Raw genomic sequence first — 25,591 nt, 5'->3', positions numbered from 1 at the left:
CGGGTCGCCGTACCCTGGGCGGTGATGTCCACGACCCTGCCCTTCGCCCTGCCGTACGCCCCGCCGGCGACCCCCGGAGCGCGCACCTATCTGGTCAAGACCCTCGGCTGCCAGATGAACGTGCACGACTCCGAGCACATGGCGGGCATGCTCGAGCAGGCCGGCTACGTCGCGGCCAGCCCGGCGGACGCCGCGGCGGAGGACGCCGACGTCATCGTCATCAACACGTGCGCGGTCCGGGAGAACGCGGCCGACAAGCTGTACGGGAACCTGGGCCGGCTCGCCGGGACCAAGCGTGCACGACCCGGCATGCAGATCGCCGTCGGCGGCTGCCTGGCGCAGAAGGACCGTGCGGGCATCGTGGAGCGAGCGCCCTGGGTCGACGTCGTGTTCGGCACCCACAACCTCGACGTCCTGCCGACGCTGCTCGAGCGGGCCCGGCACAACGCCGAGGCGCAGGTGGAGATCGAGGAGTCGCTGCAGGTCTTCCCCAGCACGCTGCCCACGCGCCGCGAGTCGGTCTACGCGGGCTGGGTGTCCATCAGCGTGGGCTGCAACAACACCTGCACGTTCTGCATCGTGCCCCACCTGCGCGGCAAGGAGCGCGACCGCCGGCCGGGGGAGATCCTGGCCGAGATCGGGGCGCTCGTCTCGCAGGGCGCCATCGAGGTCACCCTGCTGGGCCAGAATGTGAACTCCTACGGCGTCGGCTTCGGCGACCGGGCTGCGTTCGCCAAGCTGCTGCGCGCCGCCGGGGCGATCGAGGGGCTCGAGCGGCTGCGCTTCACCTCGCCCCACCCGGCCTCGTTCACCGACGACGTCATCGCGGCGATGGCCGAGACGCCCACGGTCATGCCGCAGCTGCACATGCCGCTGCAGTCCGGCTCCGACCGGGTCCTGCGCGCCATGCGCCGCTCGTACCGGTCGGACAAGTTCCTCGGCATCCTGGACCGCGTCCGGGCCGCGATGCCGGACGCGGCCATCACGACCGACATCATCGTCGGCTTCCCCGGGGAGACCGAGGAGGACTTCGCGGAGACGCTGCGCGTGGTCGAGGCGTCGCGGTTCTCCTCGGCCTTCACGTTCCAGTACTCGCCGCGACCCGGCACCCCGGCGTTCGACCTGCCGGACGAGATCCCCAAGGCCGTCGTCCAGGAGCGCTACCTGCGCCTGACCGCCCTGCAGGACCGCATCTCGCACGAGGAGAACCTCGCGCAGGTGGGCCGGACCGTCGAGGTGCTCGTGTCCGAGGCCGACGGGCGCAAGGACGACGCGACGCACCGCGTGACCGGGCGCGCGGCCGACAACCGGCTGGTGCACCTGGCGCTGCCCGGCGGGGATTCCGACGCCCCGCGCCCGGGCGACCTGGTGGCCGTGACCGTCACGCGCGCCGCGCCGTACCACCTCGTGGCCGACTCCGCCCTGACCGGCGGCACCTTCGCGGTGCGTCGCACCGCGGCCGGGGACGCGTGGGAGCGCCGGCAGAACGGCGACGACGAGCACAGCCACGGCGGCGCGGGCGACTCCTGCGGCACCGGCGGCCCGACCGGCCCGGTCGTGCTGGGCCTGCCGACGATCGGTCGGCGCTGACGGTCGGCTAGTTGTCCGGCACGTCCGGCGGCGGGGCGCCGTCGTGCGGGAGCACGGCCTCGAGCGACGAGAACATCTGCACGCCCGTGCCCAACCCGCAGGCCAGCAGCTGCGCCAGCTGGGGGTCGGTGACCCCCGGCTCGAAGTCGGCCGACACCTCGCTGTAGAGGGCGAGGACGCCCTCCTCCTCACGCAGGTACGCCTTCGGCCAGATCCGCTCGCGATTCCAGTCATTGACCGCGAGCGACGCGATCTCGCGCTGGTCCAGGGGCAGGCTGCGGTGCCAGCGCCCACGGACCTGCAGGATCTCCTGTTGCTCGCCCAGGAGCAGGAACCAGAACCGGCTCCCGTCCCACGTGCCGGTGAGGTCGCCGTCGTCGTCGATCACGAACCGGTAGCCGCGGCCCACCAGGTAGTCGGCGATGCGCTCGCGCGTGAGCGGACCCGGCGGCTCGTCGTCGGGGGTCGGACGCTTGGTGGGCTTGGGCAGTCCGCCGAGCACCCGCAGCAGCCAGCCGGGGCCGCTCACGGAGCCACTCCCGCCGGGTCCGGGTACCGCTCGTCGAGGGCGTCGAAGAACATGCTGCCGGTGGACAGGCCGCAGAAGAGCATCTGGCTGAGCTGGGAGTCGGTCGCGCCGTGCTCCAGGTCGGTGGCCACCTCGGAGACGACGTGCACGCGCCCGTTGTCGCGGACCCGCACGTACGCCTTGGGCCAGATGCGGTCGGCGTTCCACTCGTTGCACACGTCGAGCACCTCCTCCAGGCGCTCGATGGCGACCTCGCGGTGCCACTGCCCGCGGACCTGGAGGATCTCGGACTTCTCACCGAAGAGGAAGAAATAGAACAGCCGCCCGCGCCACAGCCCGCCCAGGTCTCCGTCGTTGTCCACGAAGTAGCTGAACTGGTTGTTGGTCATCCAGGCCGCGATCCGCGCGGGGGTCACGTCCGTGGGCAGGTCCGTCGCGGGCTCCGCGACGCCGAGCTCGCGCGCGAGGAGCTCCGCCACCCGGTCGTGCAGCTCGTCGTCGTCGGCTACCGGCGCCGGGAGCCGGTCGGTCGCCTCAGGGCGCGGACGCCCCGAGAACCATCGCCGCGCACGTTCCCCGAACGACCCCATGCGCACGACAGTACCGGCGCTCGCCCACACACGGCGGCCGTCATCCGGGGGACGCCGTGTCGCGCCGGCGTCGCGTAGGTTCACCCCATGCTCGTGCGTGCCGCGCTCGTTCCCGACACCGCCCTGCTCCTGCCTGGGGCCGCGGGATCCGCCGATGTGCTTCGAGGGCTGCGCACGGCGGCGCTCGCGGCCGTGGCCGAGGTGGTGGCGTCCGGCGCCCGTTCACTCGTGGTCGTGGCGCCCGGACCGACGTCGCGGGAGCTCGTCGGCACCGTGCGGCCCTCGCTGGGCGCGGCCGGGATCCCGGACGACCTGCTCTGGTGGCCCAGCCACGCCGTGGCGCTCGCAGGCGGACGCGCAGACGCGGACACGGAATCGGCGGGGCCGTCGATCGCCTCCGCGGTCGCCCTGCATCTCCTGATCAAGGCGCACCGCCGCCGCGACCTGCGTGTTGTCGAGGTCACGGGCCGAGACCGGGCGGACGAGCTCGCGGCGCTAGGGTCCGCGCTGGTCGCCGACGGCCCGACCGGGCTGGTCGTCGTCGGCTCCGGGAGCGGCCGACACGGCCCCGATGCACCCCTGGCCGACGACCCGCGTGCCGTGGCCCACGACGCCCGTCTGCTCGAGGACCTGACCGACGCCGGTACGGACGCCCGCGCGCGGCTCGCGCTCGACGACCCGGCCCTCGCCGACGAGCTCGCCGTCCGCGGCTGGGCTCCGTGGCAGGTGCTGCTCGGCGCGGTCGGGGCCGGCGACGCCGTCACCGGGAGACTGCTGGCGACCAGCACCGAGCTCGGCGCCCAGCACGCCGTCCTCGTCTGGGAGCCCGTGCGGGACGCCGGGTAGGGTCTCGCTGTCCACCCCCTGACACCCGAGGTCCTGATGTCTGCCGACGCCCCCGAGCCCACCCTCCCGCCGCTCACCATCGACCGCGTCGCCGCGCGGCTCGACGCACGCGGCTCGGTATACGGCCGTGACTCCGACGGGGACCTGGTCGGTCGCTGGGACGGCCACCCGTTCTGGTTCATCACCATGGGCCGCGACAAGGAGTACTTCCAGGTGCGGGGCCGCTGGGCGCGCCAGGTGCCGACGTCCGAGTTCGGCAACGTGCTCCTGGGCGCCAACGCGTGGTCGGAGACCATGGTCTGGCCCAAGCTCTACGTCCGGATCGAGATGGAGCAGGTCGCCGTGTACTCGGAGCACACCGTCGACTACGAGCACGGCGTGAGCGACGCGCAGCTGGACCTGCAGATCACCGGCGGGATCGCCAGCGCCCTGCGCTACTTCGCGCAGCTCGACGAGAAGTACCCGGACGCCGCGGAGACCCAGCCGGTCCCGCCCCCGGCGGCGCCCCCCGTGTCGTACACGGACCCGGCGCGGCCGACGATCGACTGACGCCGTGCCCCTCGCGGTGTCCCGGGTGGTCGCGCTCGTCGGCCCGACGGCGACCGGCAAGTCCGACCTCGGGCTCGCGCTCGCGCACGCGCTCGGCGGCGAGGTGGTGAACGCCGACGCGATGCAGCTGTACCGCGGCATGGACATCGGCACCGCCAAGCTCACGCCCGACGAGCGCGAGGGCGTCCCGCACCACCTCCTCGACGTGCTCGACGTGCACGAGGACGCGTCGGTCGCCGACTACCAGGCGCGTGCCCGCTCAGCCCTCCAGGACATCGCAGCGCGGGGCGCCCGGGCGGTCGCGGTGGGCGGCTCGGGACTCTACGTGCGCGCCCTACTGGACCACATGGACTTCCCCGGCACGGACCCCGAGATCCGCGCGCGCCTCGAGGCGAGGGTCGAGACCGAGGGTGCGCGGGCGCTGCACGCCGAGCTGGCCGGCAAGGACCCCGTCGCCGCCGAGGGCATCGGCCCCCGCAACGCCCGCCGCACCGTGCGCGCGCTCGAGGTCATCGAGATCACCGGGCGCCCGTACTCGGCGAGCCTGCCCCAGCACGTGTACGAGGTCCCGGCGGTGCAGATCGGGCTCGACTGCGACCGTGCGGTCCTCGACGAGCGCATCGAGGCGCGGGTGGACCGCATGTGGGCGCGCGGCCTGGTGGACGAGGTCGTGCACCTGCGCGCGCACGGCCTGGGCCGGACAGCCTCCCGCGCGGTCGGCTACGCCGAGGTGCTCGCGATGCTCGACGGTGAGCTGACGGCCGACGAGGCACGGGCCGCGGTCGCCGCGGGCACCCGCCGGCTGGCGCGCAAGCAGATGGGCTGGTTCGGCCGCGACCCGCGGGTGCACTGGCTGGACTCGCGGGACCCGGACCTCGTCGCGAAGGCCCTGGCGCTCGTCGCTGCGGCCGACGCGGACGAGCTCGGGCCGGCCACGGACGATCCCGCGCCACGACGTAGCCTGGGCTCATGACCGTCGTTGCCACCCCGACGCTGCACGTGACCAAAGGCCACGGCACGCAGAACGACTTCGTGCTGCTCGACGACCGCGACGCCCGCGTCGACCTGTCGGCCACCCTCGTCCGGGAGCTCGCGGACCGGCGCGCGGGCGTCGGCGGGGACGGCGTCATCCGGGTGGTCGCCGGCGAGCTCGTGCCGGAGGGCGTCACCGCGCTCGCCGAGGAGCCCGCGGCGCGCTGGTTCATGGACTACCGCAACGGCGACGGCTCGGTCGCGGAGATGTGCGGCAACGGGGTCCGGGTCTTCGCCGCCTACCTCGAGCGGCTCGGCTTGTGGGACCCCGCGGACGGCGAGCTGGCGTTGGGCACGCGCGCCGGAGTCCGCCGCGTGCGCAAGGTGCCGGTGCCCGCGGGCATCGGCGACGACGTCTGGTACGCGGTCGACATGGGGCGCTGGGACCTGCCGGGTGGCACCGAGGCAGCCCGAGCCGGCGCGGACGCCGAGGTCGAGGTCGTGGGCCTGGAGGTCGCGCGCGCCGGCCTGAGCGTCGACGTGGGCAACCCGCACGTCGTGCTGGCCCTCATGGACGAGGACGAGCTGACCGCTGCGGATCTCACGCGCGCGCCGCTGGTCACGCCCGTGCCGCCGAACGGCACCAACGTCGAGCTGGTCGTCCCGCTCGGTGAGCAGCACGCGCCCGACGGCACCCTGGTCGGCCGGGTGCGGATGCGCGTGCACGAGCGCGGCGTGGGCGAGACCCGGTCCTGCGGCACGGGAGCGTGCGCCGCGGCGCTCGCGGTCCGCACCTGGGCCGGCGTCGGGGCGCCGGACGTCTGGCTGGTCGACGTGCCCGGCGGCACGGTCCGGGTCAGCGTGCTGCCCGAGGGGCACGTCGAGCTCGCCGGTCCCGCGGTGCTCGTCGCGTCGGCCGACGTCGACCTGTCCGCGCTGACCGCCGGCCGATGACCACGCGCCTGACCGCGGACGACCTGGGTTCGCCGCTCGGCGAGCGCGCGACGGTCGTGCAGTTCTCCAGCACGTTCTGCGCGCCGTGCCGGTCCACGCGGTATGTCGTCGAGCGGGCCGTGGCGACGACGCAGGGCGTGGCGTACATCGACCTCGACGTGGCGGACCGCACCGCGCTCGGCGAGCGCCTCGACATCGACGTGACGCCCACGGTCCTCGTGCTCGACGCCCGCGGAGACGTGGTGCGCCGGGCGTCCGGGGTGCCGACGCTCGCTCAGGTGCGCAGCGCGCTCGACGCGGCGTCGTCGGTGGCGTCCTCCGCCTGACGCCGACCGCTGCCCACGCGCGGTCCGACCAGGGCCGCGCCGACGGCGAAGAGGGCGGCGACCGCCAGCGCTGTGGTGAAGGGCGCGTCGGGTCCGCGGTCGGCTGCCGCGCTGAACGCCAGCCCCGTCAGCGCGAGGGCGAGGGCCGCGCCGATGGAGTCGGCGATCGACAGCGCGGAGCTGTTGACGCCCTGGTTACCCGGCGTCGAGTACGCCAGCACCAGGACGGTCAGACGCGTGTAGACGAGGCCCATCCCCGCGCCGGCCAGGGTCCACGAGGCGATCGCGACCGCCGGTGGGAGATGGGCGGCCGCGACGGCCACGACGCCGGCGACCGCCACGGCGACCAGGACCGAGCCGACGACCACGGCCGTGCGGTGCGGCAGCCGGTCCCCGAGACGGCCCTGGAACCACGACGTGCCAGCCCACGCGACGCCGGCAAAGGTCAGCGCGATCCCGGCCGTCGTCGGCGAGAACGCGTACCTCTCCGTCAGCAGGTAGGGGAGGTACACCTCCGCCCCGAGGAATGCCCCCGAGACCAGCCCACGCGTCGCGACGACGCTCGGCAGGCCCGGGGCCGCGCGCAGGGTGCCCGGCGGCACCACCCCGCGGAGCGCGACGAGGGCCGCGACGGCCGTACCGATCGCCACCAGCGCAGCCCACGGCAGCGGCACCTGGGCGGCCAGGTTGAGCCCGAGCACCGCTGCCGCGGCCAGGGCCGCCCACGCGACCCGCCCACGCGGCRCCGCGTCGCCGCGCGTCTCCGGCGGCCCGATCCTGCGCAGCGCCGGGACCAGCACCAGCGTCGTCGGCACCACCAGGAGCGCGACGCCGAGAAACACCCAGCGCCACCCGACGTGCTGTGCCACGGCGCCCGCCCCGGCAGGACCCACGAGCGAGGGCACGATCCACGCGGCCGCGAACCAGGCGAACACCCGCGGGTGCAGCAGCGCGGGGTACAGCCGGGCCACGACGACGTAGACCGCGACGGTCATCGCGCCACCGCCCAGTCCCTGGAGCAGGCGACCCGCAACGAGCACGCCCATGGTGGGCGCCGACCCCGCGACGAGGATGCCCACCGTGAACAGGCCGACGGCGACCAGAAGCGGGGTGCGCGGCCCGCTGCGGTCGCTCCACGGGCCGGCGAGCACCATCCCGACCACGCCGGTGGCCAGCGGTCCGGCGAACGCGAACGCGTACAACGAGGCGCCGTTCAGCGCGTTCGACACCGTCGGCATCACCGTGGTCACGGCCAGCGACTCGAACGCCACCATGAAGATGAGCGCGACCAGGCTCCAGGTGGTCGGGCGCAGCGCCTTCCAGTCGTTCATCGGTCGCGCACGGCGAGCACCCGGAAGCCCTTGGCGCTCGCGGTCCGCTCGACGTCGACACCCAGCTCCGCCGCGATCCAGCGCTGCAGCGAGTCGGCACCGAGGTTCTTGCCGACGACCAGGTGCGCCTCGCCGCCCGGCGCGCGTCGACCGAGCCACAGCCGGAGCATGGCGTGGAGGGCGTCCTTGCCRACCCGGATCGGCGGGTTCGACCAGATGGCCGCGAAGACCACGTCCGCGGGGACACCGTCGGGCGTGACCGCGTGGAGGTTGGTCACGCCGAGCCGGTCGGCGTTGCGCCGCGTGAGGTCCAGGGCGCGCTCGTTGACGTCGACCGCCCAGACCCGGGCGCCGGGGGACTGCAGCGCGAGGGTCAGCGCGATCGGGCCCCAGCCGCAGCCGAGGTCCAGCAGGTCGCCCTCGGTCGGGGGCGCCGGGACGTGGTCCAGGAGCACCCGGGTGCCGAGGTCCACGTGGTCCGGGGAGAAGATGCCGCCGGCGGTCTCCACCTCGACATCCCGCCCGGCGAGCCAGACGCGCAGGAGCCGTCGCTCGTCGGGCGAGGCCGGCTGGGCGGTGAAGTAGTGGTCGGGCTGGCTCACCCGCCGACGATACCCAGGACCGCGCGCTCGGCCCGCAGCGAAATACCTCGTCCGCCTCCGAGCGGGCGTGCGACCCTGGAGGCACCGCACGAGAAGAGGAACCCTTGACCGACCCGCAGCCCATCACCCGCGAGACCGACGACGCCCCCCTCGAGCGTTCTGCCCAGGACGTGGCCGACGACGTCGTCGCCCGGGTGCTCGCCCGGGCGGGGAGTTCGCTGCACGCCGGTGGCACGGTGCACTCGTCCTACGACGGGGACCAGCTGGAGCTCGAGGAGCGCACGTCGCTGCGCCGCGTCGCCGGCCTGTCCACCGAGCTCCAGGACGTCACCGAGGTCGAGTACCGCCAGCTGCGCCTGGAGAAGGTCGTCCTCGTCGGTGTCTGGGGGTCCGGGACCGTCACGGACGCGGAGATCTCCCTGCGCGAGCTCGCGCAGCTGGCCGAGACGGCCGGCTCGGAGGTGCTCGACGGGTTGCTCCAGCGCCGGCAGAAGCCGGACCCGGGCACGTACCTCGGCTCCGGCAAGGCGTCGGAGCTGGCCGCGCTGGTCGCGGCCGTCGGCGCGGACACCGTCGTCGTGGACGGCGAGCTCGCCCCGTCCCAGCGTCGCGCGCTGGAGGACATCGTGCGCGTCAAGGTCATCGACCGGACCGCGCTGATCCTCGACATCTTCGCCCAGCACGCCAAGTCGCGGGAGGGCAAGGCGCAGGTCGAGCTCGCGCAGCTCGAGTACCTGCTGCCGCGCCTGCGCGGCTGGGGCGACTCGATGTCCCGGCAGGCCGGTGGCCAGGTCGGCGGCGCCGCCGCGGGCATGGGTTCGCGCGGTCCCGGTGAGACCAAGATCGAGCTCGACCGCCGGCGCATCCGGAACCGCATGGCCAAGCTCCGCCGGGAGATCGCGGCGATGGAGCCCGCCCGCGTGACCAAGCGGACGTCGCGCAAGAAGCACGCGATCCCGTCGGTCGCCATCGCCGGCTACACCAACGCGGGCAAGTCGTCGTTGCTCAACCGGCTGACGCATGCCGGGGTGCTCGTCGAGAACGCCCTGTTCGCAACCCTCGACCCGACCGTGCGGCGCGCGGAGACGGTCGACGGGCGGGTCTACACGCTCGCGGACACCGTCGGCTTCGTCCGGGCGCTCCCGCACCAGCTGGTCGAGGCCTTCCGCTCGACGCTGGAGGAGGTCGCCGACGCCGACCTGATCCTGCACGTGGTCGACGCCTCGCACCCCGACCCGGAGGGTCAGATCGCGGCCGTCCGGCACGTCTTCGCGGACATCCCGGGCGCCATGGACGTGCCCGAGATCATCGTGCTCAACAAGGCCGACCTGGCCACGCCCGAGGCGATCGCCCGCCTGCGGTCGCGCGAGGTGCACTCGATCGTCGTGTCGGCGCACACCGGCGAGGGCATCGACGAGCTGCAGGCGCTCGTCGCCGACCAGCTCCCGCGCCCCGGCGTGGCCGTCGACCTGGTCGTGCCGTACCACCGCGGTGACTTGATCAGCCGGGTGCACGAGCACGGCGACATCCAGGCCGAGGAGCACACGGCCGACGGGACGGCGATCCGCGCGCGCGTCGACGCGGGCCTGGCCTCCGAGCTCGAGGCGGCCGCGCTCGCGCGTCCGTGAGCGTCGTCGGCCGCCACTAGGCTGACGCGGTGCCAGACGCCGACCCCTCCGTCGACAACCTGCTCGACGTCGCGGTCGAGGCGCTCGGTGGCGTCCGTCGTGACGGCCAGCACCAGATGGCGGTGGCMGTCGCGGAGACCATCGAGAAGGGCGAGCACCTGCTCGTCCAGGCGGGGACCGGCACCGGCAAGTCGCTCGGGTACCTGGTGCCCGCGCTGCGGCACGCCGTCCTCGAGAACGAGCACGTGGTCGTCTCGACGGCCACGCTCGCGCTGCAGCGGCAGATCATCACGAGGGACCTGCCGCTCGTCGCGAAGGCCCTCGAACCACACCTCCCGCGGACGCCGTCGATCGCGCTGCTCAAGGGCTGGCACAACTACCTCTGCGTGCACAAGGTCGCGGGCGGGTACCCCGACGACGACACGGGCACGCTCTTCGACCTCGGCGAGCACGCCGGCGCGGCCGAGCACCCGGCGCCCGCTCGCACTGGCGCGACCGGCCCCACCGAGAGCCTGGGCGAGCAGGTGCTGCGGCTGCGCGAGTGGGCCGACGAGACCGAGACCGGGGACCGCGACGACCTCGTGCCCGGCGTGACCGCGCAGGCGTGGCGGCAGGTCTCGGTCACGTCGCTGGAGTGCCTCGGCGGCAAGTGCCCGATGCTCGCCGAGTGCTTCCCCGAGAAGGCGAAGGCCGCGTCGCGCGAGGCGGACGTGGTCGTCACCAACCACGCGATGCTCGGGATCGCCGCGTCGGGGTCGCCCGGAGTGCTGCCCGAGCACCAGGTGCTCGTCGTCGACGAGGCCCACGAGCTCACGGACCGGGTGACCGCCCAGGCGACCTCCGAGCTGTCGGTGGCCACCATCGAGCACGCCGCCCGCCTGGCCCGACGGCACGGCGGGGTCCCGACGACGGACCTCGACTCGGCCAGCCAGGCACTGGCGACGGTGCTCGTCGGCCTGCCCGAGGCGCGGTTCCGGGACGGCCTACCGCCCGCCGCCCGCGACGCGGTGGCCAGCGTGCGCGACGCCACGCGGGCGCTGCTCAGCGTGCTCAAGCCCGAGTCCGGGCCGAGCGCGCCCGCCGAGGGTGGCCGCAAGATGGCCCAGGCGACCATGCTCGCGCTCCACGAGGTGGCCGACCGGATGGCCGCGGACCCCGACGACAACCGGCACACCGTGCTGTGGTGCTCCCGCAGCGAAGACCGCCGCGGCAGCATGCTCACCCGCCTCTACGCCGCGCCGCTCGCGGTCAACGGCCTCATCCGCACCCACCTGCTCGCGGGCCGCTCGGGCGTGCTCACGTCGGCCACCCTGGAGCTCGGCGGCTCGTTCGACCCGATCGCCCGCGCGGTGGGCCTCGAGGTGCGCCCCGACGCCGAGCCGGTCGGGCCCACCTCGCTGGCCGGCGCACCGAGCGCCGCGCCCGCCGGCCAGCCCTGGCGCGGGCTCGACGTCGGCAGCCCRTTCGACTACCCGAAGCAGGGGATCCTCTACCTCGCGCGGCACCTGCCGAAGCCCGGCCGCGAGCCGGCCACCGACGCACAGCTGGACGAGATCGCCGAGCTCATCACCGCGGCCGGCGGCCGGACCCTGGGCCTGTTCTCGTCGCGCCGCGCGGCCATCGCGGCCGCGGCCGCCATGCGGGAGCGCCTCGACGTCCCGATCCTCGTCCAGGGCGACGACCAGCTGCCGACGCTCGTCTCGCAGTTCATCGCCGACGAGCCCACCTGCCTGTTCGGCACCCTGTCGCTCTGGCAGGGCGTCGACGTCCCCGGCGCCACCTGCCGGCTCGTCCTCATCGACCGCATCCCCTTCCCGCGGCCCGACGACCCCGTGACCTCCGCCCGCTCGGACGCGATCGAGGCGGCGGGCGGCAACGGCTTCCTCGCGGTCTCCGCCACCCACGCCGCCCTCCTGCTCGCCCAGGGCGCCGGTCGGCTGATCCGGACCAGTGAGGACCGGGGGGTCGTCGCCGTGCTCGACCCCCGGCTCGCGACCGCCGGCTACGGCAGCTTCCTGACGCGGTCGCTGCCCGACTTCTGGCGGACCACCKACCGCGCCGTCGCCGTCTCCGCGCTGCAGCGGCTCGCCACCGCCGGATAGCCTCGTCGGGTCGACGACCCGGAGGTACGCAAGATGACCGAGAGCCTGGACATGGAAGACGTCGGCATGGCCCCCTATCGGAGCGCGCGCCGCACGTCGAAGCTCGCGATCGTGGGCGCGGGGGCCGTCGGATCGACGATGGCGTACGCCGCGCTGATGCGCGGGGCCGCCCGCTCGGTGGCCCTGTACGACATCAACGCGGCGAAGGTCGAGGCGGAGGCGCTCGACCTCGGGCACGGCATCCAGTTCATGCCGATGGCGCAGGTCGTGGGTTCCGACGACATCGCCGTGTGCGCGGACGCGGACGTCGTGATGTTCACGGCGGGTGCGAAGCAGAAGCCGGGGCAGTCCCGGCTCGAGCTCGCGGAAGCGACCATCGGGCTGGTCCGCAAGGTGCTCCCGGCGCTGGTGGAGGTCGCGCCCGAGGCGGTCTACGTGATGGTGACCAACCCCGTCGACGTCGTCACCTACGCGGCGCTGCAGATCTCCGGCCTGCCGCCGGCCCAGCTTTTCGGCTCGGGCACCGTGCTGGACTCCTCGCGGCTGCGCTACCTCATCGCGCAGCACACGGGCGTCGCCGTGCAGAACGTGCACGCCTACATCGCCGGCGAGCACGGCGACACGGAGCTCCCGCTCTGGGGGTCCGCCAGCATCGGGTCCGTCCCGCTGCTCGAGTGGACCGGGGCGGGCGGCTCCGGCCCGCTCACGGCCGACGTCCGGGAGAGCATCACCCGCGAGGTCGTCGAGTCCGCCTACCGGATCATCGAGGGCAAGGGCGCGACGAACTACGCGGTCGCGCTGGCCGGGTCGCGGATCATCGAGGCCATCGTCAAGGACGAGGGCCGGGTCCTTCCCGTCTCGTCGTTGCTCGACGACTTCCACGGCATCAGCGACGTGTGCCTGTCGGTTCCCGCCATCGTCGGAGCGCACGGCGTGGGCGAACGCCTCCCGGTGCCGCTGTCCAGGGACGAGCTCGCGGGCCTGCGGAAGTCGGCCGATGCGGTGCGCTCGGTCGCGCGGCAGTTCGGGTTCTGAGTGACCTGCCGGGCCGCCCTCGTCGGAGGGTGGCCCGGCAGGTGCGTCAGAGGCTGCGCAGCACGCTGACGACGCGGCCGAGGATGGTCGACTCGTCGCCGGGGATCGGCGAGTACGCCGGGTTGTGCGGCATGAGCCAGACGTGGCCGTCGATGCGCTTGAGCGTCTTGACCGTGGCCTCGCCGTCGATCATGGCCGCGACGATCTCGCCCTGCTCGGCGACGGGCTGCCGACGGACCACGACCCAGTCGCCGTCGCAGATCGCGGCGTCGATCATCGAGTCGCCCGCGACCTTGAGCAGGAACAGGTCGCCGTCCCCGACCAGCTGGCGGGGGAGTGGGAAGACGTCCTCCACCACCTGCTCGGCGAGGATGGGGCCGCCCGCCGCGATCCGACCGACGACGGGGACGTAGGACGGGGCCGGCATCCGCTCGCCGTCGGCCTGGTCCGGGAAGTGGGAGCGGCTGCCGTCGGGCGCGGTCCAGGTGCCGACGCCGCGCGAGTCGTCCGCGTGCACGACCTCGATGGCGCGGGGGCGGTTGGGGTCCCGGCGCAGGTAGCCCTTGCGCTCGAGCGCCGTGAGCTGGTGCTTGACGCTGGACGGGCTGGTCAGACCGACGGCCTCGCCGATCTCTCGCATGCTCGGCGGGTACCCGCGGGACTCGACCGACGACCGGATCGTGTCGAGCACCAGCCGCTGACGCGCCGTCAGGCCGTCCGGACCCGGCGCGCTGTCCGGCAGCGCGTGGATCGTCGCCAGGTCCTGCTCGGGCTGGGACGTGTCCCGTGAGTCCGTCACTGCGCTCCTCCTCCGTCGGGCGGCCGCCTCTCGGCCCGCTCCGCCTCCTCGCCTGCTCCACCGGCGTCCCCGGGCTCCTGACCTGCGCCGACGGGAAGCTCGGGGCGGGCGTGTCAGTGGCTCGTGGTGCGCTTGTGCTGCATCGCCAGCCTAGGGATGTCGGGACCGAAGATCAAACATCTGTTCGATCGTGTCTCGACAGTGTCACCGGATGCTGGTAGACATCGTACAGACGTTCGACGAACAGGCGTTCGACGATCAGCGGTACCCCGGGAGCCCGGGCCGAGCAGGAAACGAGAGACTTGATGAGCGCGATGGTGATGGGACCCGCGATGCCGACCTTGCCGAGCATGTCGAGCTTCGCGACGCCGAGCACACGGCCGAGCACCGCGGCCCGCACGGCCGGCGCGCGTCGGACCGCGGCTGCGATCCGCGCGTCTGACGCCGGTCGACCTGCAGCGGCGCACCTCCGCCTCACCGCCCGCGGCCGCGCCGTGCTCTGGGTCCTTGCCGCCGTGGTTGTCGCTCTCGTGACGCTGCTCGGCAGCCGCGCCGCCGCCGACGGTCCGGTGGGCGCGCAGGAGGTCGTGCGGCACACGGTCGAGCCGGGGGAGACCCTCTGGGAGATCGCCGCGTCGGTCGCCGGCCCGTCCGAGGATGTCCGGGACGTGGTGTTCGACCTGGTCCGCCTCAACGAGCTGCCCGACGCCGGCCTCATGGCCGGTCAGGTCATCGTCGTCCCGGCGGGCTGAGGCCCACCGGGTCAGGCAGACGGAGGGAAGGTCGGGCGCAGCCTGCCGGCGACGCGGTTGTCACCCTCGACCTCGCTTGCTAGGTTAGCCTTACCTCACAAGGCGAGCTGGGGGGCTTGCCGGAGGTGCGGGACCCAGGGTGCGTGAGCATCTCGCTCTGACCCGCAGTATTGCGCGGCGCCGAGGCGAGTCGGCCCGTGACAAGGGACGGGGGCGTCCCCGCGAAGGGCGGCCATCTTGGATGGCCGCCCTTCGTGCGTCCTTCTTCGTTCCTTCCGTCGCTGGCGTGTGTCCGGGCCGACGCAGCCTCTCTGCCGGCGCGGGTCGACCTTGCACCGTCGCAGACCGTGGCCTAGCGTCACGGGGGCGTTCCGACGCCATCGCCGCCGGCCGACCTCTCGGCCGGGCGTGCCAGCTCGAAGGGGATCACGGTGCACTGTCCGTTCTGCCGTCACCCGGACTCGCGGGTCGTCGACTCGCGGACCTCGGACGACGGGTCGACCATCCGACGCCGGCGCCAGTGCCCGCACTGCAACCGTCGGTTCACCACGGTCGAGACCGCCAGCCTGTCGGTGGTCAAGCGGTCCGGCGCCACGGAACCGTTCAGCCGCGAGAAGATCGCGGGTGGGGTGCGCAAGGCCTGCCAGGGCCGCCCGGTGAGCGAGGACGACCTCGCGCTCCTGGCTCAGAAGGTCGAGGAAACCTTGCGCAGCGCGGGCTCGGCGGAGATCGACGCCTACGAGATCGGGCTCGCCATCCTCGGGCCGCTGCGGGAGCTCGACGAGGTGGCCTACCTGCGGTTCGCCAGCGTGTACCAGGCGTTCGACTCCCTGGAGGACTTCGAGGCGGCGATCACGGTCCTGCGTGCCGAGCGTGACGGCACCGAGGACCGCGAGGAGCCCGACGAGACCGTCGAGCCGCAGGACGAGGCCGCGCGCACGACCTGACGGCACCGAGAACGGCGATGGGCTCGACGAGACCGTAGCGCCGCAGGACGAGGTCGCCCGCACGGCCTGACGAGCTCGAGCACGGCTCGCCGCCTGTCGGCGGGAGCACGTAGGTTCGTCGGGTGCTTCCCAGTGACCTCGAGCTCCTTCATGTCCCCGGTCCGCCCGCCGTCCTTCCCGACGGCAGCCGCGCCATCGTCTCGGTCGTCCGGCCCGACCTGACCGGCGACGAGTACACCGGCCACCTCTGGTCCGTCGACCTCGTCGGTGACCAGCCTCCCCGTGCGTTGACCCGCGGCCACCAGGACACGGCCCCCGAGGTGTCGGCCGACGGCCGGTGGGTGACGTTCCTGCGCGCGGAGCCCGACGGCAAGCCGCAGGTGTTCCTCGTCGAGTCCGCCGGCGGGGAACCCGTGCAGCTGACCGACGCGCCGCTGGGCGCCGCCGAGCCGCGGTTCTCGCCCGACGGCACGCGGATCTCGTTCGTGGCCCGGGTCCCCGAGCCCGGTCGCTACGAGGCGGACGGCAAGCCGGGGTCGGAGGATCCCCGGCACATCACCGAGCTGAAGTATCGCTCCGACGGCACCGGTTTCCTGCGCGACCGCCCGCAGCACGTGTTCGTCGTCGACGTCCCGACCGACGGCGAGCGGCCGGCGCACCTGCCGGACGCCGTCGCTCTCACGGCCGGGGACGTCGGCGTGTCCGGCGCGCGGTGGCTGCCGTCGGGCGACGCCCTGGTCGGCGTCTCCGCCCGGCACGCGACGCGCGAGTCGGACCTGCGCAGCGACGCGGTGCTCGTCGACGCCTCCCCGGACGGCGACCCGGCGGCGCCGATCCCGGTCACGGACGCTGACGCGGGAAGCCCGCTCGGCGTGGAGACCGTGCTGCCCTCGTCGGACGGGACGACGCTGTGGCTTCTTGCGAGCGACCTCGGCCCGACCGGCCGGGACTTCGTCGCCGCGCAGACGGGCCTGTACCGGCTCGCGCTCGGCGCGGCAGGCGGCCCGGCGGAGCGGCTCACGGACCCGGACGCCGACCAGCTCACCGGTGTCCTCGTCGAGGTCGACGGAGACCCCGTGGTCGGCGTCGAGCGTCGCGGTGCCCAGCACCTGGTGCGCGTCTCGTCCGACGGCACGGCGACGACGCTGGTCGGGGGCACGTTCGTCGTCTCCGGCGCGGCGGTGGCGTCGGGCGCGGCGCGCGCGGTCGTCGTCGCCTCGTCACCGGCGTCCTCCGGCGAGGTGCTGTCGGTGGACCTGGGCACCGGCGCCGTCGACGTGCGCACCGATCTCTCCGCGCCGCTGCGGGCGACGGGTCGCGTGCGCGTGCCCACCGAGCTGCTGGCCACCGCGGCGGACGGCTACGAGGTGCACGGCTGGGTGGTGACGCCGGACCCGGAGCGGTTCGGCGCGGGACCGCACCCGACGATCCTCATGATCCACGGTGGTCCGTTCGCCCAGTACACGCACGGGCTGTTCGACGAGGTGCAGGTACTCGCCGAGGCCGGGTACGCGGTGGTGTACGGCAACCCGCGCGGGTCGTCGGGCTACGGACGCGCCCACGGGCTCGCCATCCAGGGCGGCTTCGGCACCGTCGACACCGAGGACGTCCTCGCTCTGCTCGGCGCGGCGCTCGAAGATCCCACGCTCGACGGCGAGCGGGTCGGCGTCATGGGCGGCTCCTACGGCGGGTACCTCACCGCGTGGCTGACCACGCGCACGGACAGGTTCGTGGCGGCGATCGTCGAGCGCGGCTTCCTCGACCCGGTGAGCTTCGTCGGGTCCAGCGACATCGGCTGGTTCTTCGGCACCGCCTACCTGGGGGACACCGCCGACGACGACGGCGCGGTACGGGTGGCGGCGCAGTCGCCGATGGCCCACGTCGGCGCGGTCCGCACGCCGACCCTGGTCATCCACTCCGAGCAGGACTGGCGCTGCCCGGTCGAGCAGGGGCAGCGCTGGTTCGTGGAGCTCAAGCGCCGCGGCGTGGAGGCGGAGCTGCTGCTGTTCCCGGGCGAGGGGCACGAGCTCTCGCGCTCGGGGAACCCGAAGCACCGTCGGGCCCGGTTCGAGCACGTGCTGCGCTGGTGGGACACGCACCTGCCGGTGGGCTAACGGTCGCTCGAGCGCACGCCCCACAGGTTGATGCCGGCGTCGACGGCGTGGGGCTCGATCGCCGCGATCTCGTCGCCGGTCAGCGGCGGACGTGCGACGGCGGCGAGGTTCTCGTCGAGCTGGTCGGTGGTGCGCGCGCCGACCAGCACGGACGTGACGCGCGGGTCGCGGAGCACCCAGGCCAGCGCGAGCTGCGGCAGCGTCCGACCACCGGCGCGGGCGATCTCGTCGAGGGCGCGGACGTGGCCCAGTGCCTCGTCGGTGAGCCACTCGGTGCGCAACGGGCCGCCGCGGGCGGCGCGCGAGTCGGCGGGGACACCGTGCAGGTACCGCGTGCTGAGCATGCCCTGCGCCAGGGGTGAGAACGCGACGACGGCCATGCCGGCCTCGCCGGCGACCTCGAGCAGGGAGCGCCCGTCGGGGCCTGGCTGCTCGATCCACCGGTTGAGCATGGAGTAGGCGGGCTGGTGCACGGTCAGCCGCAGACCGAGCGACCGGGCCACGGCCAGGGCCTCGGTCGTGCGTTCGGCCGAGTACGACGAGATCCCCGCGTACCGGGCCTTGCCCGAGCTGACGGCGCGGTCGAGGGCGCCGAGCGTCTCGTCGAGCGGCGTTGTCGGGTCGAACCGGTGGCTGTAGAACACGTCGACGCTGTCGAGGCCGAGCCGGCGCAGCGACTCGTCGAGCGACGCGCGCAGGTACTTGGCGGAGCCGTGCTCGCCGTACGGCCCGGGCCAGGCGCGGTAGCCGGCCTTGGTGGTGATGAGCAGCTCGTCGCGGCKACCGCGCAGGTCACGGGCCAGCAGCCGGCCCACGGACTCCTCGGCGGCGAACGGCGGAGGGCCGTAGTTGTTGGCGAGGTCGAGGTGCACGACGCCCCGGTCGACCGCGTGCCGCACGAGCCGGCGCTGGTCCTCGAACGGTGTCGCCGTGCCGAAGTTCTGCCAGAGGCCCAGGGAGACGACCGGCCAGGACAGGCCGCCGGCGTTCCGGCTGGCGAGGGACGGGGCATCGGACACGGTCCGACGCTACCCGGGGTGAGAAGAGGTGGCGCCGCGGGCGGGAGTCGGTCAGGCTGGGCGGGTCGCGGGCGCAGACGTCCGTCGACAGACTGCACCGCATCAGAGGAGGCGCCATGGCGAAGGACGAAGGAACGGCGACCACGGAGGCGGCGGTGACCGAGGACACGAAGGCGAAGTTCCGCGAGGCGCTGGAGCGCAAGAAGTCGAACCAGCACCGCACCGCGGACGGCTCGGCCAACACCGGTCAGGTGCACGGCTCCGAGACCGCGGGACCGTCGCAGCGACGCTTCCAGCGCAAGTCCGGCTCCGCCTGACAGGACTGAAGCTCCGCCCTCATGGACAGCAGAAGGGCCCGACCACACGTGGTCGGGCCCTTCGTGCATGACGACCGTCAGGACAGCAGGCGCAGCCGCACGGACTCGGGCCGCGACGAGAGGGCCTGCACGACCGCGTCGTCGACCGGGGCCCCGGCGTCGGTGACCACGTAGCCGAGCTCCCCGCGGGTGGTGAGCAGCTGACCCTCGATGTTGACGCCGTGCTCGGCGAGCGTCGCGTTGACCGCGGCCAGCACGCCGGGCACGTTGCGGTGCAGGTAGGCGAGGCGGTGCACGCCGGGCCGCTGCTCGAGCGCGAGGTTGGGCAGGTTGACGCTCAGTGTCGTGGAGCCCGTGGCCAGGTAGTCGCGGACCTTGTTGGACACGAACTGCCCGATGGCCTCCTGGGCCTCCTCGGTCGATCCGCCGGTGTGCGGCGTGAGGATGACGTTCGGCAGCCCGCGCAGCTCCGACTCGAACGGGTCGCCCTTGCGCTTGGGCTCCACCGGGAACACGTCGACGGCCGCGCCGGCCACGTGGCCGGAGACGATCGCGTCGCGCAGCGAGGCGTAGTCGACGACGAACCCGCGCGAGAGGTTGAGGAACACCGCGCCCGGGCGCATCCGCGCGAACTGCTTGGCGCCGAAGAGGCCGGCGTTGCCGCTGCGGCCGTCGACGTGCAGCGTGACGATGTCCGCCGTCTCGAGCAGCTCGTCCAGAGTGTCCATGCGGCGCGCGTTGCCCAGCGCGAGCTTCTCGGCCGTGTCGTAGAACACGACAGACATGCCGAGGTTCTCGGCCAGCACCGACAGCTGGGTGCCGATGTTGCCGTAGCCGATGATCCCCAGCGTGCGGCCGCGGATCTCGTGGGCGCCGGTGGCCGACTTGTTCCAGATGCCGTCATGCATGGCCCGGTCGAGCTCGGTCTGGCGCCGGGTCAGCGAGATGATGTCCGCGATCGCGATCTCCACCACGGACCGGGTGTTGGAGAACGGCGCGTTGAACGTGGCGACCCCCCGCGACGCCGCCTCGGCGAGGTCGATCTGGTTGGTGCCGATGCAGTAGGCGCCGATGGTCACCAGGGAGGGCGCCTGCGCGAGCACCTCGGCGGTGACGTGCGTCTTGGAGCGGATGCCCAGCAGGTGCACGCCGTCGAGCGCCTCGATCAGCTCGGCCTCGTCGAGCGCCCCGGTGCGGGTCGTCACGTCGAAGCCGGCCGTCTCGAGGATCGAGCGAGCCTGGGGATGGAGGTTCTCGAGCAGCAGGGCCTTCAGCACGCCCCTATGGTGCGCCCCACAGCTCCCGCGGCCCAGACCGGTCCGGCCCTCGGACAGACGTGAGACGCCGCCCGTCAGCCCGCCACGCCCCAGCCACGGGGGAGCGGACGGTCGTGGAACACGTGCAGCGCGCGCGTCGGTCGGGTCATCGCCACGTACAGGTCACCGGCGCTCGCGTCGATCACCTCGGCCGGCTCCACCAGCACGACGACGTCGAACTCGAGCCCCTTGGCCTCCCGCGGGGTCAGCACGACCAGCGGCGCGTCGAGGTCGGCGGCGCTGGACCCGGTGCCGAGCGCGGRCCGCAGACCGGCCGCACGCAGGGCGTCCGCGACCGGCCCGAGCCGGGCGCCCACGGCGATCACCGCGATGCGACCGGCGCCCGAGGCGTCGCTGACCTCGGCGACGAGCTTCTCCGTGCGCTCGGTGACGGCGCCGACCACGTCGGCGGTGTGCTCGACGACCAGGGAGTCGTCGACGTCCCGCGCCGACGTCAGTGGGCTCACCGGCAGGCCGGCGGCGACGGCGACGCGACGAGCCGTGTCGGCCACCTCGGCGGGCGTCCGGTAGTTCACGGTCAGCTCGTTGAGCCGCCACGACGTCCGCAGGACCGGATCGAGCTGGGCCGCCCAGCTGTGGGCGCCCGCCGTCGCGGTGGTCTGGGCGACGTCGCCGACGATCGTCAGCGACCTCGTCGGCACCCGGCGCAGGAGCGAGCGCCACGCCATCGCGGACAGCTCCTGCGCCTCGTCCACGACGACGTGCCCGTACGTCCACGAGCGGTCCGCCGCGGCGCGCTCGGCGGTGGTGAGTGTCGGGCCGGTGACCGCGAACCGGTCCGCCAGCATCTCCGCCGACACCATGCCGCCGCTGCCCGTCGATTCGAGCACCTGCCGGGCGTACGCGAGCTCGGACGCGCGTCGCTCGGACGCGGCGCGGGCCTCGGCGCGGGCGGCCTGGTCGTCCTCGCCCAGCAGCTCCGCGGCCTCGTCCAGCAGCGGGACGTCGGCCGGGGTCCACGGTGCGTCCGCGTCGCGCACGAGCATCGCGCGCTGCTGCGGCGTGAGCTGCGGGGCGGCGGAGGCGAGCCGGTGGGGCTTGGACCACAGGTCCGCGACGAGCTTCTGCGGCGTGATCGGCATCCACGCCAGGTTGAGCGCCACCCGGATCTCGCGGGTGGTCCGCAGCTCCTCGATGATCTCGCCGCGCTCGTCGGCAGGCACGTCCCCGCCCAGCTGGACGACGTACTGCTCGGCGAGCCGGGCCAGCATGTCGCGCACGAACGAGACGCGCGCCTGGTTGTGCGGCTTGTGGTTGCGGCGGGCGCGGGCCATGGCGGACGCGATGTCGTTCGGGCGGATGACCAGGTCGTGCCCGTCGACCCGCACCTGCACCGGCTGCGCCGGGATGCGCTCGCGGTCGCGCACCGCGCGGGCGATGACGCTGCCCCACAGGGCGCGGCCCTTGAGCTCCGCGACGGCCTCGTCCTCGGTGGCCGTCGCCTGGATGCCGGGGTACAGCTCCGCGACGGTCGTCGTGACGACGCCCGTCTCACCGAGCGACGGCAGCACCTGGTCGATGTACCGCAGGAACGTGCGGCTGGGGCCGACGAGCAGCACGCCGGAGCGCTCGAGCATGCGGCGGTGCGCGTACAGCAGGTAGGCGGCGCGGTGCAGCGCGACGGCGGTCTTGCCGGTGCCGGGCCCGCCCTGGACCACGAGCGCGCCGCCCAGCTCGGAGCGGATGATCGCGTCCTGCTCGCCCTGGATGGTGGCGACGATGTCGCCCATCCGGCCCGTGCGCCCCGCCGCCAGGCCGGCCAGGAGCGCGCCCTCGCCGGACAGCCCGCTCAGCCGCTCGCCGGAGTCGTCCGTCAGCAGGTCGAGGTCGAGGACCTCGTCCTCCACGCTGGTCACGGTCCGGCCCCGCGTCACCACGTGGCGGCGGCGGACGACGCCGTCCGGGTGCGCCGCGGTCGCCCGGTAGAACGCCTGCGCCGCCGGTGCCCGCCAGTCGGTCAGCAGCTGCGACTGCTCCTCGTCGGTCAGCCCGAGCCGGCCGATGTAGCGACGCGAGTCGTCGTCGAGGTCGAGCCGACCGAAGACGAGACGCTCCTCGACGGCCTCGAGCTGGGCGATGCGGTCCTCGTAGAGCGTGGCGAACGCGTCCCGCTCGCTGCGGTTCTGCGGCGAGCCCGACGGACCCTCGCGGCGGACGTCCGCCAACCGTGCCCGCATCTGCGCGCGCAGGTCGTCGAGCCGCCCGTACAGCTGGTCGACCACCCGCTGCTCACCGGTCAGCTCGTTGTCCATGCCTGCCACCTGGGCGATCTCCGTTCCGCCGGGGCGACCCGGCCGTGCGTTGCGCGGCTCCTGCTCCGGCCGAGGGACGGCGCGGCGCGCGGAGCGGCCGTCCATTATCCGTTGTCCGCGACCCCGGTGCACACGCCCGTCCGGGTGGGTGCGGCCCCGGAGCGGGTGAGATGGCGCGCAGGGGCCGGGCGGGCACCCTACGCTTCGGGTGTCTGTCGAGCAGAGGCAGGCGAACGGCCGGGAGGAGCATTCTTGAGCGAGGCACGCACTGCGGTGCCCCGAGAGACCCACGCGGTGGCCGCGCCGATCCGTCTGCTGCTCGTCGAGGACGACGAGGGCGACGCGATCCTGGTGCGCGAGCACCTCGAGGACGCCGGCCTGCGCGTCGACCTGTCCTGGGCGAGGACGCTGGACGAGGCGATCGACCGGCTGGACGTCGACGTCGTGCTGCTCGACCTGGGCCTGCCCGACGCGATGGGCATCGCGGCCCTCGAGCGGCTGCTCGGTGCGGGCGCCCCCGCCGTCGTCGTGCTCACCGGGCTCTCAGGGACTGACGTCGGCCTGGCCGCCGTGGCCGCCGGAGCACAGGACTACCTGGTCAAGGGCGAGGTCGACGGCGAGCTGCTCGGGCGGTCGATCCGGTACGCGATCCAACGTCGCCGGCTCGAGGACACCGACCGCGCCCTGTACCGCAGCCTCGTCCGAGCGGAGGAGGTCAACCGGCTCGAGCGCGCGCTCCTGCCGACGCCGTCCGTGGCGGACCAGCAGCTCGAGGTGCGGGTGGGCTACCGCGCCGGTCGCGACGGCGTGCTGGGCGGCGACTTCTACGACGTGGTCGAGCGCCCAGACGGCTCCGTCCTCGCGCTCGTCGGCGACGTCTGCGGGCACGGGCCCGACGAGGCCGCGCTCGGCGCCACCCTCCGCACCGCCTGGCGGACCCTGGTCCTGGCCGAGGTGCCGACGGTCCAGATCCTCGGCCTGCTCGAGCGGGTCCTCATGTCGGAGCGTGCCCGGCCGGAGATCTTCACCACCGTCTCCATGCTCGACGTCGCCGCGAACCGCGGTTCCGTGGACCTGTACCTGGCGGGTCACCCGGTGCCGCTGCTGCTCGGCACGCCGTCCCAGCTCCTGCCCACGCACGGTCGCGGGCGGGCGCTCGGCATCCCGGTGAGCGGCGGGTGGGAGCCCGTCCGCCTGGAGCTCGGCGCGTCCTGGCGCATCCTGCTGTACACCGACGGCGTCCTCGAGGCCACGATCGCCGGCGGCTCGGACCGCGTCGGCAAGACCGGTCTGCTGCGCATCGTCGACGGCGCACTCGGCAGCGCGCCGCAGGACGACCTGGTCGACCGCGTGCTGCACGACGTGCGCGCCCTGCACGGCGGCGACCTCGTCGACGACGCCGCGGTGGTCGTCCTCGGATGGTCTGCGTGAGCGCTGGCACGACGCCCGCGAGGCGTTCCTCGACCCTGCGCCGGCGCCTGCGCACGGTCATCATCGCGGCGGGCGCCGCCCTGCTCGTCGTGGTGCTCGGCGCCGCCTTCGTGCTGGTCCGGCTCGTGGACCGCCAGGAGGCCGTGACCCAGACGTACTTCAACGCCATCACGCTCGCCGACGGCGCCTACATCCAGCTCATCGACGCCGAGACCGCAGTCCGCGGCTACGCCCTCACGGGGGACCCGATCACTCTCGAGCCCTACGACCGCGCCATGGCCGACGACGTGTCGTTCGCCACCCTCGCCGAGACCGCGGCGCGCGGCGACGACGAGGAGCTCGCGACGGCCGCGCAGGCTGCGGCCGACGCCGCCCGGACGTGGAACGAGGAGTTCGCCGTCCCGGTGATGGCCGAGGTCGATGCGGGCGGCAAGGGAGCGGTGACCCCAGACGAGATCGAGCAGGGCCGGGTGCTCTTCGATCAGGCCCGCGCGGCCGCCGACGGCTACACCGCTCTGCTGCGCGAGCGCCGCGTCGACGCCCTGCACGAGCTCCACCTGTGGACCACGATCGCGGGGGCAACGGTCGGCCTGCTCGTGCTGGCGGCCGTCGCGCTGGGCGTCTCGCTGTGGGTGACCCTGCGACGCTGGATCCTCGAACCCCTCGACGCGCTCGCCACGGACGCGCGCGCGGTCTCCTCGGGTGACCTGCTGCACCCGGTCGAGACGGTCGGGCCGGGGGAGATCGCGGCGCTGGCGGGTGACGTCGAGCGCATGCGCGTGGCGCTCGTCGACCAGGTGCACGTGCTGGAGGCCTCCCGCGCCGAGATCGCGCTGGCCCACGAGCAGCTCACCGATCAGGCCGAGGAGCTGCGCCGCTCGAACCGGGACCTCGAGCAGTTCGCCTACGTGGCCTCGCACGACCTGCAGGAGCCGCTGCGCAAGATCGCGAGCTTCACGCAGCTGCTGCAGAAGCGCTACGGCGGGCAGATGGACGAGCGCGCCGACCAGTACATCGCGTTCGCGGTCGACGGTGCCAAGCGCATGCAGCGCCTCATCCAGGACCTCCTGGGCTTCTCGCGCGTCGGGCGCGTCGGCGGCGAGGTCACCGACGTCGACCTCGGCGCCGTGCTCGTGGACGCGCTGGACAACCTGAGCGAGGCCGTGGCCGAGTCCGGTGCCGTGGTGACGCACGACGAGCTCCCGGTGGTCCGGGGGGAGGAGCCGCTGCTGGTCCAGCTGTTCCAGAACCTCGTCGGCAACGCCCTCAAGTTCCGCCACCCGGACCGGCCTCCTGCCGTCCACCTGAGCGCACGGCTCGTGGGAGACTTCTGGGAGCTCGAGTGTCGGGACAACGGCATCGGCATCGACGAGCAGTACGCGGAGCGGGTGTTCGTCATCTTCCAGCGGCTGCACGCGAAGGACGTCTACGAGGGCACCGGCATCGGGCTCTCGTTGTGCAAGAAGATCGTCGAGTTCCATGGCGGTCGCATCTGGATCGAGCAGCCTGACGGCGAGGGCACGAGCATCCACTGGACCCTTCCCGCTGCCGACGACCGAGCCTGAACGG

Annotated in this window: 24 protein-coding genes; 15 read left to right on the top strand and 9 right to left on the bottom strand. The window is 73.7% G+C overall.

The window, feature by feature from the left end; translation table 11 throughout:
- Nucleotides 1-24 precede the first annotated feature (24 nt).
- Nucleotides 25-1,590 (top strand): tRNA (N6-isopentenyl adenosine(37)-C2)-methylthiotransferase MiaB, encoded by a 1,566-nt coding sequence (gene miaB / locus AC1DYZ_RS15995; RefSeq protein WP_477066135.1) that lies wholly within the window; start codon nt 25-27, stop codon nt 1,588-1,590.
- 7 nt (nt 1,591-1,597) lie between these two features.
- Here miaB and AC1DYZ_RS15990 read toward each other — a convergent pair whose 3' ends face one another.
- Nucleotides 1,598-2,119: a type III secretion system chaperone family protein gene (locus tag AC1DYZ_RS15990; protein ID WP_456825265.1), complete on the bottom strand. Its 522-nt coding sequence runs from the start codon at nt 2,117-2,119 to the stop codon at nt 1,598-1,600.
- Nucleotides 2,116-2,709: a type III secretion system chaperone family protein gene (locus AC1DYZ_RS15985; RefSeq protein ID WP_477066134.1), complete on the bottom strand. Its 594-nt coding sequence runs from the start codon at nt 2,707-2,709 to the stop codon at nt 2,116-2,118. The genes AC1DYZ_RS15990 and AC1DYZ_RS15985 overlap by 4 nt, the downstream gene beginning before the upstream one ends.
- Before the next feature lie 87 nt (nt 2,710-2,796).
- On the opposite strand from AC1DYZ_RS15985, the gene AC1DYZ_RS15980 reads away from it, so the two are divergent.
- From AC1DYZ_RS15980 to AC1DYZ_RS15960, 5 genes are read left to right on the top strand one after another with little or no spacing between them, the layout of a single operon-like run.
- Nucleotides 2,797-3,555 (top strand): class III extradiol ring-cleavage dioxygenase family protein, encoded by a 759-nt coding sequence (locus AC1DYZ_RS15980; protein WP_477066133.1) that lies wholly within the window; start codon nt 2,797-2,799, stop codon nt 3,553-3,555.
- A gap of 36 nt (nt 3,556-3,591) precedes the next feature.
- Entirely contained in the window at nt 3,592-4,104 is a 513-nt protein-coding gene (locus AC1DYZ_RS15975) for a type III secretion system chaperone family protein (protein WP_477066132.1), read from the top strand.
- Between the two features lie 4 nt (nt 4,105-4,108).
- Nucleotides 4,109-5,077: a tRNA (adenosine(37)-N6)-dimethylallyltransferase MiaA gene (gene miaA / locus AC1DYZ_RS15970; protein ID WP_477066131.1), complete on the top strand. Its 969-nt coding sequence runs from the start codon at nt 4,109-4,111 to the stop codon at nt 5,075-5,077.
- Entirely contained in the window at nt 5,074-6,030 is a 957-nt protein-coding gene (gene dapF, locus AC1DYZ_RS15965; protein WP_477066130.1) for a diaminopimelate epimerase, read from the top strand. The genes miaA and dapF overlap by 4 nt, the downstream gene beginning before the upstream one ends.
- Nucleotides 6,027-6,356 carry a TlpA family protein disulfide reductase gene (locus AC1DYZ_RS15960; RefSeq protein ID WP_477066129.1) on the top strand — a complete coding sequence of 110 codons (330 nt, stop codon included), beginning with the start codon at nt 6,027-6,029 and terminating at the stop codon, nt 6,354-6,356. The genes dapF and AC1DYZ_RS15960 overlap by 4 nt, the downstream gene beginning before the upstream one ends.
- Here the strand turns inward: AC1DYZ_RS15960 and AC1DYZ_RS15955 are convergent.
- Together AC1DYZ_RS15955 and AC1DYZ_RS15950 are read right to left on the bottom strand one after the other, a co-directional pair.
- Nucleotides 6,305-7,687, bottom strand: coding sequence for an MFS transporter (locus AC1DYZ_RS15955; protein ID WP_477066128.1), 1,383 nt, complete (start codon nt 7,685-7,687; stop codon nt 6,305-6,307). The genes AC1DYZ_RS15960 and AC1DYZ_RS15955 overlap by 52 nt on opposite strands.
- A complete protein-coding gene (locus AC1DYZ_RS15950; RefSeq protein ID WP_477066127.1) occupies nt 7,684-8,289 on the bottom strand; it encodes a class I SAM-dependent methyltransferase in 606 nt (201 codons plus the stop codon). The genes AC1DYZ_RS15955 and AC1DYZ_RS15950 overlap by 4 nt, the downstream gene beginning before the upstream one ends.
- A 104-nt stretch (nt 8,290-8,393) precedes the next feature.
- Between AC1DYZ_RS15950 and hflX the strand changes: the two genes are divergently transcribed.
- Genes hflX through AC1DYZ_RS15935 form a run of 3 tightly spaced genes read left to right on the top strand, consistent with a single transcriptional unit; the run spans nt 8,394 to nt 13,054 of the window.
- Nucleotides 8,394-9,917, top strand: a complete 1,524-nt coding sequence (gene hflX / locus AC1DYZ_RS15945) for a GTPase HflX (RefSeq protein WP_477066126.1) — start codon at nt 8,394-8,396, stop codon at nt 9,915-9,917.
- Nucleotides 9,918-9,946: 29 nt separating this feature from the next.
- The gene (locus AC1DYZ_RS15940; RefSeq protein WP_477066125.1) at nt 9,947-12,019 is read left to right on the top strand and encodes an ATP-dependent DNA helicase; all 2,073 of its coding nucleotides are present in this window, start codon (nt 9,947-9,949) and stop codon (nt 12,017-12,019) included.
- 33 nt (nt 12,020-12,052) lie between these two features.
- Nucleotides 12,053-13,054, top strand: coding sequence for an L-lactate dehydrogenase (locus AC1DYZ_RS15935; protein WP_477066124.1), 1,002 nt, complete (start codon nt 12,053-12,055; stop codon nt 13,052-13,054).
- Between the two features lie 46 nt (nt 13,055-13,100).
- Here AC1DYZ_RS15935 and lexA read toward each other — a convergent pair whose 3' ends face one another.
- Together lexA and AC1DYZ_RS15925 are read right to left on the bottom strand one after the other, a co-directional pair.
- Nucleotides 13,101-13,853, bottom strand: a complete 753-nt coding sequence (gene lexA / locus AC1DYZ_RS15930) for a transcriptional repressor LexA (protein WP_477066123.1) — start codon at nt 13,851-13,853, stop codon at nt 13,101-13,103.
- Between the two features lie 172 nt (nt 13,854-14,025).
- Entirely contained in the window at nt 14,026-14,205 is a 180-nt protein-coding gene (locus tag AC1DYZ_RS15925) for a hypothetical protein (protein WP_477066122.1), read from the bottom strand.
- Between AC1DYZ_RS15925 and AC1DYZ_RS15920 the strand changes: the two genes are divergently transcribed.
- The 3 genes from AC1DYZ_RS15920 to AC1DYZ_RS15910 all read left to right on the top strand — a co-directional run bounded on the left by AC1DYZ_RS15920 (nt 14,204) and on the right by AC1DYZ_RS15910 (nt 17,666).
- Nucleotides 14,204-14,605 carry a LysM peptidoglycan-binding domain-containing protein gene (locus tag AC1DYZ_RS15920; protein WP_477066121.1) on the top strand — a complete coding sequence of 134 codons (402 nt, stop codon included), beginning with the start codon at nt 14,204-14,206 and terminating at the stop codon, nt 14,603-14,605. The two genes, AC1DYZ_RS15925 and AC1DYZ_RS15920, sit on opposite strands and share 2 nt — an antisense overlap.
- Nucleotides 14,606-15,036: 431 nt before the next feature.
- Nucleotides 15,037-15,552 (top strand): transcriptional regulator NrdR, encoded by a 516-nt coding sequence (gene nrdR / locus AC1DYZ_RS15915; RefSeq protein ID WP_477066120.1) that lies wholly within the window; start codon nt 15,037-15,039, stop codon nt 15,550-15,552.
- A 122-nt stretch (nt 15,553-15,674) separates the two neighbouring features.
- Nucleotides 15,675-17,666, top strand: coding sequence for a S9 family peptidase (locus AC1DYZ_RS15910; RefSeq protein WP_477066119.1), 1,992 nt, complete (start codon nt 15,675-15,677; stop codon nt 17,664-17,666).
- Here the strand turns inward: AC1DYZ_RS15910 and AC1DYZ_RS15905 are convergent.
- Nucleotides 17,663-18,685, bottom strand: coding sequence for an aldo/keto reductase (locus tag AC1DYZ_RS15905; protein WP_477066118.1), 1,023 nt, complete (start codon nt 18,683-18,685; stop codon nt 17,663-17,665). The two genes, AC1DYZ_RS15910 and AC1DYZ_RS15905, sit on opposite strands and share 4 nt — an antisense overlap.
- A gap of 116 nt (nt 18,686-18,801) precedes the next feature.
- Here AC1DYZ_RS15905 and AC1DYZ_RS15900 point away from each other — a divergent pair, with 116 nt between their 5' ends.
- The gene (locus AC1DYZ_RS15900; RefSeq protein WP_456825248.1) at nt 18,802-19,002 is read left to right on the top strand and encodes a DUF5302 domain-containing protein; all 201 of its coding nucleotides are present in this window, start codon (nt 18,802-18,804) and stop codon (nt 19,000-19,002) included.
- A 77-nt stretch (nt 19,003-19,079) separates the two neighbouring features.
- Here AC1DYZ_RS15900 and serA read toward each other — a convergent pair whose 3' ends face one another.
- The gene (gene serA / locus AC1DYZ_RS15895) at nt 19,080-20,279 is read right to left on the bottom strand and encodes a phosphoglycerate dehydrogenase (protein WP_477066117.1); all 1,200 of its coding nucleotides are present in this window, start codon (nt 20,277-20,279) and stop codon (nt 19,080-19,082) included.
- Nucleotides 20,280-20,353: 74 nt separating this feature from the next.
- Nucleotides 20,354-22,591: a HelD family protein gene (locus AC1DYZ_RS15890; protein ID WP_477066116.1), complete on the bottom strand. Its 2,238-nt coding sequence runs from the start codon at nt 22,589-22,591 to the stop codon at nt 20,354-20,356.
- Nucleotides 22,592-22,843: 252 nt separating this feature from the next.
- Here AC1DYZ_RS15890 and AC1DYZ_RS15885 point away from each other — a divergent pair, with 252 nt between their 5' ends.
- Nucleotides 22,844-24,022, top strand: a complete 1,179-nt coding sequence (locus AC1DYZ_RS15885; RefSeq protein ID WP_477066115.1) for a PP2C family protein-serine/threonine phosphatase — start codon at nt 22,844-22,846, stop codon at nt 24,020-24,022.
- Complete coding sequence (locus AC1DYZ_RS15880) at nt 24,019-25,587, top strand: sensor histidine kinase (RefSeq protein ID WP_477066114.1); 1,569 nt, start codon at nt 24,019-24,021, stop codon at nt 25,585-25,587. The genes AC1DYZ_RS15885 and AC1DYZ_RS15880 overlap by 4 nt, the downstream gene beginning before the upstream one ends.
- The last annotated feature ends 4 nt before the right edge of the window (nt 25,588-25,591 follow it).

The sequence above is a fragment of the Cellulomonas sp. P1_C4 genome (assembly GCF_056406355.1).
This window is presented reverse-complemented; position numbering and strand designations above follow the sequence as displayed.